Source organism: Novosphingobium sp., assembly GCF_049240505.1.
In the GTDB taxonomy this organism is placed as follows: domain Bacteria; phylum Pseudomonadota; class Alphaproteobacteria; order Sphingomonadales; family Sphingomonadaceae; genus Novosphingobium.
Genome location: NZ_JBMLSM010000158.1, coordinates 19,320 through 30,810, shown reverse-complemented (window position 1 = coordinate 30,810; position 11,491 = coordinate 19,320). Strand labels below are relative to the sequence as shown.

At 62.6% G+C, this 11,491-nt stretch carries 11 protein-coding genes; 4 read left to right on the top strand and 7 right to left on the bottom strand.

Annotated features, from left to right (window positions below; all coding sequences use genetic code 11):
* From ACOVQ0_RS12975 to ACOVQ0_RS12965, 3 genes are all read right to left on the bottom strand, one after another.
* The coding region (locus ACOVQ0_RS12975) for an Lrp/AsnC family transcriptional regulator (RefSeq protein WP_421885091.1) at positions 1-439 on the bottom strand (439 nt) is incomplete at its 3' end.
* The gene (locus ACOVQ0_RS12970; RefSeq protein ID WP_421885089.1) at positions 436-1,431 is read right to left on the bottom strand and encodes an alpha/beta hydrolase; all 996 of its coding nucleotides are present in this window, start codon (positions 1,429-1,431) and stop codon (positions 436-438) included. The genes ACOVQ0_RS12975 and ACOVQ0_RS12970, both read right to left, overlap by 4 nt.
* Before the next feature lie 28 nt (positions 1,432-1,459).
* On the bottom strand, positions 1,460-3,595 hold the full coding sequence (locus tag ACOVQ0_RS12965) for an FAD-dependent oxidoreductase (RefSeq protein ID WP_421885087.1): 2,136 nt from the start codon (positions 3,593-3,595) through the stop codon (positions 1,460-1,462).
* A gap of 288 nt (positions 3,596-3,883) precedes the next feature.
* Here ACOVQ0_RS12965 and ACOVQ0_RS12960 point away from each other — a divergent pair, with 288 nt between their 5' ends.
* From ACOVQ0_RS12960 to ACOVQ0_RS12945, 4 genes are all read left to right on the top strand, one after another.
* Positions 3,884-4,279: a VOC family protein gene (locus ACOVQ0_RS12960; RefSeq protein ID WP_421885085.1), complete on the top strand. Its 396-nt coding sequence runs from the start codon at positions 3,884-3,886 to the stop codon at positions 4,277-4,279.
* A 114-nt stretch (positions 4,280-4,393) separates the two neighbouring features.
* The gene (locus ACOVQ0_RS12955; protein WP_421885084.1) at positions 4,394-5,248 is read left to right on the top strand and encodes an SDR family NAD(P)-dependent oxidoreductase; all 855 of its coding nucleotides are present in this window, start codon (positions 4,394-4,396) and stop codon (positions 5,246-5,248) included.
* A 36-nt stretch (positions 5,249-5,284) separates the two neighbouring features.
* On the top strand, positions 5,285-6,100 hold the full coding sequence (locus tag ACOVQ0_RS12950) for an SDR family NAD(P)-dependent oxidoreductase (RefSeq protein ID WP_421885082.1): 816 nt from the start codon (positions 5,285-5,287) through the stop codon (positions 6,098-6,100).
* A gap of 21 nt (positions 6,101-6,121) precedes the next feature.
* The gene (locus tag ACOVQ0_RS12945) at positions 6,122-7,081 is read left to right on the top strand and encodes an AEC family transporter (RefSeq protein WP_421885080.1); all 960 of its coding nucleotides are present in this window, start codon (positions 6,122-6,124) and stop codon (positions 7,079-7,081) included.
* Here ACOVQ0_RS12945 and ACOVQ0_RS12940 read toward each other — a convergent pair.
* The 4 genes from ACOVQ0_RS12940 to ACOVQ0_RS12925 are packed head-to-tail and all read right to left on the bottom strand — an operon-like array spanning position 7,078 to position 11,475.
* Positions 7,078-7,977, bottom strand: coding sequence for an NAD(P)-dependent oxidoreductase (locus tag ACOVQ0_RS12940; protein ID WP_421885078.1), 900 nt, complete (start codon positions 7,975-7,977; stop codon positions 7,078-7,080). The two genes, ACOVQ0_RS12945 and ACOVQ0_RS12940, sit on opposite strands and share 4 nt — an antisense overlap.
* Positions 7,978-7,997: 20 nt before the next feature.
* Positions 7,998-9,434, bottom strand: coding sequence for an aldehyde dehydrogenase family protein (locus tag ACOVQ0_RS12935; RefSeq protein WP_421885076.1), 1,437 nt, complete (start codon positions 9,432-9,434; stop codon positions 7,998-8,000).
* Positions 9,434-10,672: a CaiB/BaiF CoA transferase family protein gene (locus tag ACOVQ0_RS12930; protein WP_421885074.1), complete on the bottom strand. Its 1,239-nt coding sequence runs from the start codon at positions 10,670-10,672 to the stop codon at positions 9,434-9,436. Before ACOVQ0_RS12930 ends, ACOVQ0_RS12935 begins: the two co-directional genes overlap by 1 nt.
* On the bottom strand, positions 10,669-11,475 hold the full coding sequence (locus ACOVQ0_RS12925) for a crotonase/enoyl-CoA hydratase family protein (protein WP_421885072.1): 807 nt from the start codon (positions 11,473-11,475) through the stop codon (positions 10,669-10,671). The genes ACOVQ0_RS12930 and ACOVQ0_RS12925 overlap by 4 nt, the downstream gene beginning before the upstream one ends.
* Positions 11,476-11,491: the final 16 nt, after the last annotated feature.

Genomic DNA, 11,491 nt, shown 5'->3' with positions numbered 1-11,491 from the left:
AGTCCGACAGGTCGTCGAAATCGTGCAGCGCCACCAGCATGTCGATATCATAGCCACCGGTCACCATGTGCGCGGCCACCACTTCAGGCAGGGCGGCCAGTTCGCTCGCAACGTCAGACGCGGGGCGGCCATCGACCGACACCGAAATGCGCAACAGCACGTTGAAGCCATGCGCCGAAAAGTCCGATACCGCCACCACGCGAAGCTGGTTGGCATCTTCCATCCGGCGGATGCGGGTGGATACCGTCGTCGCCGTCAAGCCCAGCGTCTCGGCAATCTGCTGGTTGTTCGCGCGGCCATTGGCCCGCAATTCACGGATGATCGCTATGTCCGTCGGATCGACGGCGATTGCCGCGCCTTGCAGATGGCGTGATCCGCCGGGGTGCTTTCTTGTCGTCCGCCGATCTTCAGGGCGCCGCTCTTCAGAAGGGTGCTTCATGCCGCGCCGATGCCCAGGTGGCGTTCAAAGAACCGGGCCATCAGATCAATCGCTTCGCGCGATTCCGGCATGGCCACGCTGAACCAGAAGCCGTGGGGCATGGCTTCGAACACATGCAGGTCTGCATCCCGTCCGGCCTTGCGCAAGGCGCGATGGAACATGGCAGCAGAACTGAGCACCGCATCGCGCGTGCCGGTGACCAGCAGCGTTGGCGGGAAGTCCGAAAGATCGCCCTTTATCGGCGCGAGTAGCGGATCATTGCGATCTGCATTGCCCACGAAGACACCGCGTTCGCACTGTGGATCGTCCAGCTTTGCGCCAAGGTGCCCATAGAAGCCCGAAAGCGTCAGATAACTGAACGTATCGCCCAGTTGCGTCACATCGCCGCCCGCTGTGAACACGCCACAGGCAGCAGGCAGAGGCAGACCTTCCTGCTTGAACCGCATGATCGCCATTGCGGTAAGAAATCCGCCTGCCGATGTGCCAAACAGGATGATATCGTTGGCAGCATAAGTCTTCAGAGCATCGCGATAGACCGCGACGATATCGTCCACGGCAGCGGGGAAGGGGTGTTCCGGGGCAAGCCGGTAATCCACGGCAATAACTTCACAACCCGTTTCCGCTGCAATCGGGATCGCCTCTACCAGCGAGCCAGAACCCATGACGAAGCCGCCGCCGTGCAGGTTTATCAGCAACTTGCCAGCATGGCGTACCCCGCCTTTGGGCGTGATCCGGTGGCAGCGCACACCATCAATCGCTGTTTCCCCGATATCGCAGGGAAACACTTCCAGCGCCTGCTGGTTCAGCCATTCGAACATCGGGGCGAGCGGTTCGCGCATCAGCCACATCGGCACCGGCGGCGCGTCTTCGGGCATCTGCTGGTTGGGATCGAAGCGGAGATAGGCCTTGGCTTCATCACTGATGGTATCGGGCACGTCGAGCTGAACCCTGCCCAGATCCACCACGCCATTTTCGACTTTGTAACTGCGCATCACGTAATCCCTTTATGCCAAGATACGGTCAGGCGGCCTGCGCCACGGCGCGCACCGCGTTCCGTGCGCCACGCATGGCGCCTTCGATGTAGCCGACGCCGGTGGCATCGCCGATCGCATGGACGGCAAAGCCTTCCGCTCGCATCGCATCGGCCAGCGAAAGATCACCTTCCGCTCCCTTTGCCACGATCACATTGCCGCCCGGCACCGTCTGGCGCGCACCGGCCTTGTCGGTGAAAGTCACGCTGTCTTTGCCGATCTCGATCTCGGTCACCCCGCCGTGAAGGCCGACGCCATGTTCGGCCAGTTCGGCCAGCAGACGCATCCGGCGCACCAGGGTAAGGCCCTTGCCCAGACGCGGCGCTTCTTCGATCACGTTGACCGTGCGGCCGCGTTCGCTGAGGAATTCGGCAAGTTCCAGGCCGACCAGTTCGCCGCCGATGATGGTGATCGTATCGGCCAGCGGCATCCATGCGTGCGTGGCCTTGCGCACCAGTGCCAGATTGGCAGTGGCTCCGGTGGCCGCGCCGACTTTGGTGGCGATGCGTGTGAACAGGCCCGTCTTGCGTTTCAGTTCATCAGAACTTTCGCCCAGCATCATCCGGCGCATGTCGTCGCCCGAATAGACATGATCCTGATCGCCCCCGGCAATTGGTGGCATCCCGCGCGTGGCCCCTGTGGCCACGATCACCGCATCGACTTTCAGCGAGCGGAGCAGATCGGGTGTGGCGACAGTCGAGAGTCGCACGTCGATGCCCGCTTCCTTCACTTCGCGCCGCAGCCATTCGAGAATGCGTTCGTTGGGTTCATAGGCAAGGCTGGCAAAACGCAGCGTGCCGCCCAGACGATCCGATTTCTCCAGCAGCGTAACCTTGTGGCCCAGCGCGGCAAGCCTGCGCGCGGATTCCATGCCGCCGGGGCCTCCGCCGATCACGGCAACGTGCTTCGGGCTGGCTCCTGCCGGAAGCGGCTCGCTTTCGAACTCGAACCCCAGCCCGGCGTTGACCGCACATCGCGCGGGTTCGCCCATATAGATGGCCGAAACGCAGGTGTAGCAATAGACGCAGGGGCGCACCTTTTCGGTCTGCCCTTCGGTCAACTTGCGCGGCAGGTGCGGGTCGGCCAGCAACTTGCGGCCCATCGCGATAAAGTCCGCCTCGCCCTTGCCGATGGCATTATCGGCACTGTCCACCTCGATGCGGCCCGATCCGATCACCGGGATCTTCACCGCCTTGCGGATTTCGGCAGTGGCCGGAAGATTCCAGTTTTCCAGATGCGGAATGTTCGATTCCGAATGCAGTTTTCCATTGCTGGTATCGTGATAGGACGTGATGGTGATGGCATCCACGCCCGCCGCTTCGACCATTTTGGCATTGGCGATGGCATCTTCGATCGTGATGCCGCCGGGCTTGCCCACTTCGCGCGAATCGATCTTGATCCAAACCGGGTAATCGGCGCCGACTTCGGCCCGGATCGCGGCAATCACTTCAAGCGTCAGGCGCAGCCGGTTTTCGCGGCTGCCGCCATATTCGTCGGTGCGCGAATTGGTGTAGGGCGATGTGAAAGAGGATAGCAGATAGCCGTGCCCTGCGTGGATTTCGATGCCATCGAACCCGGCCTGCTTGGCGCGGCGCGCGGCATCACCGAACTGCTGCACCGCGATGGCGATGTCCTCCTTCTCCAGAATCTTCAGCTGCGGTGCCTTCATACCCGCCAGCGGGGCCAGTTCCTCCATCAGGAAGTAATCGGTGAAATTGCCCTTTGGTGGCGGCGGGACGGCTGGACCCCATAGCGGATGCCCCCACCGCGCATGACTGTAGGCGGCAACGAAGCCGCCGTGATGCAATTGCGCGGCGATCTTTGCGCCGTGGGCGTGAACGCGGTCGGTCATTGCTTTCAGGCCGGGGATGAACTTGTCATCCGAAATCGCTGTCTGTTGCATCGCCACCGCACCGACCGGCCAGGCCACGCCTGTCACCCCGGAGATGATCAGCGCCGCCCCGCCCTTTGCCTGTTCCTCATGATAGGCAATCAGGCGCTCGCCAACGGTCCCGTCATCTTCCGAGAGACTGACGCCCATTGCCGTCACTGCGATGCGATTCTTGAGTTCCATCGGACCGATGCGACCGGGCGAAAGCAGGTGCGGAAAGAGATTGGAGGACACGGGCGCAGTCTTTCTCAAAAAATGCAGGATTGTGGCTTGGTTGGAAGGCGCTTTTGAAAAGGAGTGCGTTTTACCGTGACGGCAGTCGTCCTGCTCCGGCATGGAGATACCCGCATTTATCCTCTCAATGCGCCTTTCGGCTTGTCATTGCGTAATCAATGCGCGATTGATCTACGATAATCAAGGATAACTGCAACAGAACCTGCGATAGGTGCAGAACCACCGGGCTGGCATCGGTTCAGATATGGTGTGGCCACCGCCCCACCGGGAAAAGAGGAGCAATGCGATATGACTGCACTTTCAAACTTTACCAAGCTGATCTGCCGCGATGAAGAGGCGATGGCCGCCTACTACGTGGCGGTCTACGGCTATGGCACGGTTCAGCGCGTTGAAGGCACCAGCGATGGTGAACCATTCCGCGAAGTGATTCTGGCCCCCGGCGGTGACTGGACGCGCGGATCGCTGGTCATGTTCAACTTTACCGAACGCGATGCGCCACGCGACCAGCAGGTGATTCTCGGCTTCGTGGTCGAAGATTTGGACGCGCTGGTCGAGAAAGTCACTGCGAACGGCGGCAAGCTGGTCGGCCCGATCCGCGAAGAAGCCGATCATGGCGTGCGGGTGGTCTTTTCGACCGACCCCGAAGGCGCGCTGTGCGAAAACGTGCAGATGCTCGCACACTGAGCGGCGTCGGGTTTGGAGCGGTTGACTTTGCCCTCCAATGATAGTCAGTAAACACTTATAATTAGCGTGTGCCGCTGCATGTCGGCATACGCCATCTTCGGGAGAATGGCTGCGATGGCGCAGGATAAAGATGTGTTCGACGGCGGCGTTGCCGTTGTCACCGGGGCTGGATCGGGCATCGGCGCAGGCCTTGCCCGGCGTGCGGGCGCATTGGGGATGACGGTGGTTGTCACCGACATCAACGAGGCCGCCGCTGCCGAAACGGCGGCCGCGATCACGGCAGCAGGTGGCAAGGCGGAGGCAGAAAAGGTCGATGTTTCCGTGCCGGAGGAACTCGACCGCCTGGCCGAACTGGTGTTCGACCGCCACGGCGAAGTGCGCCTGCTGATCAACAACGCGGGCATCGAAACGGTCGGCAACACCTGGGAAGTGCCAGCGGCCCGCTGGGAAGCCACGCTTAACATCAATGTTCACGGCGTGATCCACGGCGTGCGCGCCTTCGTGCCGCGCATCATTGCCAGCGGCAAGGAAGCATGGATCGGCAATCTTTCGTCCGTCGGCGCATTCGGGCAGATGCCGGGGCAGACAGCCTATACCGTCACCAAGCACGCGGTGCAGGCGTTCAGCGAATGCCTCTATCTCGAGATGGAACTGAAGAACCTGCCCATCCACGTTTCGGCCATCGTGCCCGGAATGCTGCGCACCAATATCTTCAATGCCGAAGCGGGTGCGGGCGAGCCGGACAATGCCGCCAACCACCGCCGCGCCATGTTCGAGATGATGCGCGATTATGGCATGGACCTTGATGAAGGATGCCGCCTCTTCCTTGAACAGATGGCCGACAACAAGTTCTGGGTCCACAGCCAGCCAGAGATGAGCGAGCAGATCATCGGTGGCCGCATCAGGTTCCTGCAGGACCAGATCCCGCCGATCATGCCCGACCTTGCCCGCCAGATCGCGGTCGATTGATCAGGCGGAATATTCGGAAACTTCGGGAGAGAAAGCATGGGCAGGCTTGAAGGCAAGGTCGCCATTGTTACCGGTGCAGGGCGCGTCGGCAATATTGGTGTGGCCGTGGCGCGGGCGTTCCTGCGCGAAGGGGCAAAGGCCGTGATCGGCACCGATTTCCGCCGGGAGCAAGCCGCGCAGATCGAAGCGCTCGTCCGCGAAGACGGGTCGCCCGGCAGCTTCGTGCTGATGGAGCAGGACGTGACCAGCGAAGCCGACTGGGCACGGGTGGTCGATACGGCCATCGCAGATTTCGGCCAGATCGACGTGCTGGTGAACAACGCCGGCATTTCGATCCACGGCGGCATCGCGCAGACCTCGCTTGACGATCTGCGCAAGGTGATGGCGGTCAATCACGATGCGCTGTTCCTTGGCATCAAGGCCTGCGCGCCGCACCTTGCCAGCGCGGTAGAGCGGTTTGGCGGCGGGGGTTCGATCATCAACAACCTGTCGATGGCATCATACATGCCCAACGCCACCAATATCGGCTACCACGTGTCCAAGGCCGCAGGGCGAATGCTGACGATCTGCGCCGCGCTGGAATATGGCGCGCAGAAGATCCGCATCAATTCGATCCACCCCGGCGTGACGATGACGCCGATCCTGCGCGAAGGGCTGGAAAGCTATGTCGCGCAAGGCATGTGGGAATCGACAGAGGCTGCCGAAGCGGCACTGGCGGCAATGAACCCGCTGGGCATTGCCAGCGAACCCGAAGACACCGCAAGCGCCTTCGTCTATCTCGCCAGCGACGAAGCGCGGTTCGTTACCGGCGCATCGATCTATCACGATGGCGCGATTGGCCTGAGATACTGATGGCGCGATACTGATGTGGCGATGAGCGCAATTCTGGGGGCGCTGTTTCCGGTTTTCGGATTGATCGCACTGGGCATCTGGCTGGGACGGTCGCAGGTGCTGGGCAAGGACGCCAACGAGGTGCTGGGCCGGTTTGTCGCCGTGGTGACGCTGCCGGTCCTCACCTTTCTGGCGATTTCTGGTCTGAATCCCGGTCAGCTTGCACAACCGGTCATGGGCGTGGTCGTCATTGGCGGCGCATGGGCCACTTATGCGCTTCATCTGGTGATCGAGCGGCTGTGCGGTGAACGCGGGCCAGAGGGCAATATCATCGCGCTTGGTGCTGCCTATGGCAACAGCGGCTTTGTCGGTCTGCCGATCTGTCTTGCCCTGCTGGGTCAGGACGCACTTGGACCTGCCGCCGTGATCATGGCACTCAACACGGCCTTCGTCTTCGCGCCGGGCCTTCTGGTGCAAACGCTATCGGCGCCTGACCGGCATGACACGGGGGACAGCCTGCGGGCCGTATGTGCCTCGCTTGCGAAAACCCCCCTGATGGTGGCGTGCCTTGCCGGCATTGCGGCGGCGCTGGTGCGCATCTCCCTGCCTGATCCGGCAAGAGTCCTGCTCGCATCCATCGCTTCAGCCACCGCGCCATGCGCGCTGGTGGCCATCGGCATGTTCGTTGCAAAACCGGTGGAGCGAAGTGTCGGGGCAGGAATGTGGCGGGGCGTGATCGGCAAACTTGCCATCAGCCCTCTGATCGCTGCAGGACTGCTGGCGATCCTGCCCCCGCTCGATCCAATCTGGACGGCAACGGCATTGATCATGGCAGCAGTTCCTGCCGCATCTACCGTGTTCATAGTTGCCGCGCCCGCCGGTGAACGGGCGCGGCGGTTCGGCGGGGCGCTGATCGTGTGGACAACCGCGCTCTCCGCCTTCACCATCCCCCTTGTGCTGGCAGCGCTCGCCGTCGCCGGGCTTGCGGTTGGCTTACCCTAAACCGTGCGCGGCGTTTCAATGGCGGCGTTACGGCAGGCCCATTCGAGCAGCGCCGAATAGTCCTTGGTCGCAAACTCCGGCACGGCCCGCGCCCCGCCATAGACCGCGTGCGCCGCTGCGCCCACGGGAAGGCCCATGCGGTTCTCCGCCGCTGCGGTCATCGCCAGCGTCATGTCCTTGAAGGCAAGGTCGATGGTGAAACCGGGGGCGGTATCGCCCTTCAGCACCTTGTTGACCATCAGCGTGTGCAACTGCCCGTTCTGCGCGGTGGTGCTGCCGGTCACTTCAAGAATCGTATCGATATCAAGGCCAAGCCGCGTGCCAAGCGCTACCGCCTCTGCGCTGACCTGGGCGATGGTCAGCAGCAGGAAGTTGTTCACCAGCTTCATCCGGCTGCCCATGCCTTGCCCGCCGCAGCGCATGATGTCCTTGCCCATCGCGCGCAGCAGCGATTCGACCCGCGCGAAGTCCGTGTCGCTCGCCCCCACCATGAACAGCGATTCCCCGCGTTCGGCATGAAGCACGAGGCGGCCGATGGGGCTATCGACAAAGGCCACGCCCTTGCTTGCACAGGCCTTGGCTACGCGGTCGGTGCCATTGGCATCGATGGTGGAAAGGTCCAGCAGCAGTGTGCCCGGCTTCATCTGCGCCAGCGCGCCTTCCGCGCCCAGCACCACGGCTTCGACATGCGGTGTGGCAGGCAGGCAGGTGATCACCACGTCAACACCCCGCGCCGCTTCGGCCACCGACAGCGCCTTGCGCCCGCCCAGTTCCACGATGGCATCGGCGCGGGCGGGATCGATGTCATAGGCGATGACGTCAAAGTCCTTGCGCGTCAGGTGTTTGGCCAGTGGCAGGCCCATCGCGCCAAGGCCGATATATCCGACAGTGGTCATGTCTCTCTCCGTCCGCGCGCTCAGAACGCGCCGTGATTGATGTAGCTGGTCTTGCTTTCGGTGAAGAAATCGGCGGTCGCCGTGCCCGTCTCGCGCGGGCCGTAACCCGATGGCGCCCGCCCACCCAATGGCACATGATATTCAAGCCCCGCCGTGGGCGCGTTGACCGTGACCATGCCGGCCTGCGATGCCTTGCGAAAGCGTTCGGCATTTTTCAGGCTGGTCGTGGCGATGCCCGATGACAGCTTGTATTCACAGGCATTGGCCGCGTGGATCGCCTCGTCCAGATCCTCGACCATCACGACAGATGCAATCGGGCCGAACGATTCATGCTGGTTGCAGCGCCACCCGGCTTTCGTGCCGACCAACAACGTGGGAGCCATGAACAGTCCGCGCGTGCGTCCTTCGACCGCGCCGCCGCCAGCGGCAACTTGCGCGCCTTCGGCCCTGGCGTCAGCCACGAATTGCAGGTTCTCGTTGTACTGCGGCACATTGGCGACCGGGCCGATCTGCGTGTCGGCATCCAGCGCGTGACCGACGCGATAGCTGCCCGCAACTCTGGCCATGCGTTCGACAAAGGCATCGTGAATGCCGCGCGTCACGATAAAGCGTTCGGTGCCAGTGCAGCGCTGCCCGGTCTGTATCCACGCGCCGTTGCTGGCGATTTCCACGGCCAGATCAAGATCGGCATCGTCCAGCACCACCAGCGCGTTCTTGCCGCCGAGTTCAAGCTGGCACTTGGTCATCGTCTGTGCCGCACGGGCCAGAACGGAGCGGCCGGTTGCAGTGCCGCCGGTGAACGTCAGCGCATCGGCCTCGTCGATCATCACGTTGCCGGTGGCGCGACCATCGCCCATCACCAGGTTGAAAACACCCGCAGGCACGCCCGCTTCTTCCAGAATCTGCGCCAGCATCACCGCGCAGCCCGGCACGAAGCTGCTGGGTTTGAGCACCACGGAATTGCCATAGGCCAGCGCGCCCGCCACTTTCCACGATGGCAATGCAATCGGGAAGTTCCACGGCGTGATCGCGGCCACCACGCCCACTGGTTCGCGCGTGACCAGCACGTTGAAGCCATCGCGCATCGAATTGTACCATTCGCCCTGCGCCCGCACCACATCGCCCGCGGCATATTGAAAGCACTGTGCCGCGCGCAGCGCTTCGCCAACGCCTTCGGGCAGGGTCTTGCCCTCTTCGCGGCTCAGCAGCAGTCCGAAGTCCTGCGCACGGGCCTTGATCAGGTCCGCCACCTTGTACAGGATGTCGGCGCGCGCCTGCATGTTGAACGCGCCCCATGCAGGTTGTGCGCGCCGCGCCGCGGCCATAGCTTCGCGCACTTCGGCTTCGCCCACTTTGGTGTAGGTGCCAACGGGTTCGTCAAGGTCGGATGGGTTGACCGTTTCGAAAGGCACGGCGCCATCAACCCAGCGCCCATCGATGTAGTTCGCGCCCTTCATCACAGCTTCTCCGCAATCACGCCAGCCTTCGCCAGACGGTCCAATTCATTTTGGGTAAGTCCTAACTTATCATCCAGCACCAAAAATGTATCTTCGCCCGAACGCGGGGGCGCGTGCCGATATGTGGCGGGGGAAGCCGAAAGTTGTGCGGGGAAGCCCAGTACCTTGAGCGGCGTCCCGTCCGTTCGCGCCATCTCTTGAACAAGGCCGCGCGCCTTGATCTGTGGATGGTCGAGCACGTCGGGAATCTCGTTCACTTTGCCGCCCGGCAACTTGGCCGCTTCCATCGCGGCAATCAGTTCATCCGACTTCCAGCGGGCGATGGCCGGGCGCATCTGCGCCAGCAAGGCATCACGGTTGATGCTGCGCCCCGCGCTGATGGCAAAGCGCTCATCATCGGCAAGTTCGGGCAAGCCGATCAACGCAGTGAACGCCCGGAACTGCCGGTCATTGCCCAAAGCCACCAGAATGCTGCCATCGGAACAGGCAAAATCCTGATAGGGCACGGTGTTGGGATGCTGGTTGCCCATGCGGCGCGGCACCATGCCGCCGTTCATCCAGTTCGAAGCCTGGTTGGCCAGCAGCGCAACTTGCGTATCCAGCAGCGCAAGATCGATGCGCTGGCCTTCGCCGGTGGCGTGCCGATGGTTCAGCGCCGCCAGCACGGAAATCGCCGCATAAAGCCCGGTGGTCAGATCGCTGATCGGGATGCCCACTTTCATCGGCCCGCCGCCCGGTTCTTCATCAGGGAGGCCGGTAACGCTCATCAATCCGCTCATGCCCTGAACAAGAAAGTCATACCCGCCATTGTCGCGCAACGGGCCGGTCTGGCCAAAGCCGGTGATCGAAAGATAGATCAGGTCGGGCTTGATCGCGCGCAGGGCATCGTAATCCAGCCCGTATTTGACCAGTCCACCAACGCGGAAGTTTTCGATCACGATGTCCGCATCCGCCGCCAGTCTGCGGATCAGCGCTGCACCTTCCGGGTCGGCCATGTTGATGGCGACCGAGCGCTTGTTGCGATTGGCACAGAGGTAATAGGCGGAATCACGGCTGCCATCGTCAAGGAACGGTGGCCCCCATTTGCGGGTATCGTCGCCCTGGCCCGGCTGTTCCACCTTGATAACCTCAGCACCAAGATCGCCCAGCACTTGCGAACACCACGGCCCGGCCAGCACGCGCGACAGGTCCAGCACCTTGATCCCGGCAAGCGCGCCCAGCACTTCAGGTCCTGTCATTGGTCCTTGAACTCCGGCGCACGTTTTTCAAGGAAGGCATCGACCGCTTCGTGATGGTCCTGCGTGTGGTGCGCCAGCGCCTGATAGGCGGCGGAAAGTTCCAGCAGCGGGGCCAGCTTCATGTCCTGCCCTTCGCGCAGCAGACGCTTGGCCATGCGTGTGGCGTGGCCGGGATTTGCCGCGATGGAGCGGGCGATTTCCACCGCGCGGGGCAAGACCTGTTCCGGCGCAACCACTTCGCTGACAAGGCCATATTCCAGCGCCTTGGCCGCATCGATGGTATCGCCGGTCAGTGTCATCAGGCTGGCGCGCGCCATGCCGATCACACGCGGCAGCAGCCATGCGCCGCCATCGCCAGGCACGATGCCCAGCTTGACGAAACTTTCCGCAAAGAGCGCCTTTTCCGAAGCCACGCGAATGTCGGCCATGCAGGCAAGATCCAGCCCCGCGCCGATGGCCGGGCCGTTCACCGCAGCCACCACCGGCACTTCCAGTTCATAAAGCGCTGAGGGGATCAACTGGATGCCGGTGCGATAGGCATTGCGCAGGGCAAACGGCGCACCTGCAAACATCTCGGCCTTTTCCGCCATATGCTTCACATTGCCGCCCGCGCAGAACGCCTTGCCCGCGCCCGTCAGCACGACCGCGCGAACGCTCATGTCGCGGGTGGTGCGGGCGCAGAACTCGGCAATTTCCTCGCTATGCGCCGTTTCCGAAATGGCGTTGCGCGTGTCGGGACGGTTTAGCGTGACGATCACGACGGGACCGTCGCGTTCGATCAGCAGGAATGGGGCTTCGGCCATTGGCGCTTCCTCTGCG

Coding starts and splice junctions, on each gene's coding strand:
- ACOVQ0_RS12935 (WP_421885076.1), bottom strand. CDS start 9,434: ATGAAGGGCGCGAACTACATCGATGGGCGCTGGGTTGATGGCGCCGTG.
- ACOVQ0_RS12950 (WP_421885082.1), top strand. CDS start 5,285: ATGGGCAGGCTTGAAGGCAAGGTCGCCATTGTTACCGGTGCAGGGCGC.
- ACOVQ0_RS12940 (WP_421885078.1), bottom strand. CDS start 7,977: ATGACCACTGTCGGATATATCGGCCTTGGCGCGATGGGCCTGCCACTG.
- ACOVQ0_RS12955 (WP_421885084.1), top strand. CDS start 4,394: ATGGCGCAGGATAAAGATGTGTTCGACGGCGGCGTTGCCGTTGTCACC.
- ACOVQ0_RS12945 (WP_421885080.1), top strand. CDS start 6,122: ATGAGCGCAATTCTGGGGGCGCTGTTTCCGGTTTTCGGATTGATCGCA.
- ACOVQ0_RS12925 (WP_421885072.1), bottom strand. CDS start 11,475: ATGGCCGAAGCCCCATTCCTGCTGATCGAACGCGACGGTCCCGTCGTG.
- ACOVQ0_RS12960 (WP_421885085.1), top strand. CDS start 3,884: ATGACTGCACTTTCAAACTTTACCAAGCTGATCTGCCGCGATGAAGAG.
- ACOVQ0_RS12970 (WP_421885089.1), bottom strand. CDS start 1,431: ATGCGCAGTTACAAAGTCGAAAATGGCGTGGTGGATCTGGGCAGGGTT.
- ACOVQ0_RS12930 (WP_421885074.1), bottom strand. CDS start 10,672: ATGACAGGACCTGAAGTGCTGGGCGCGCTTGCCGGGATCAAGGTGCTG.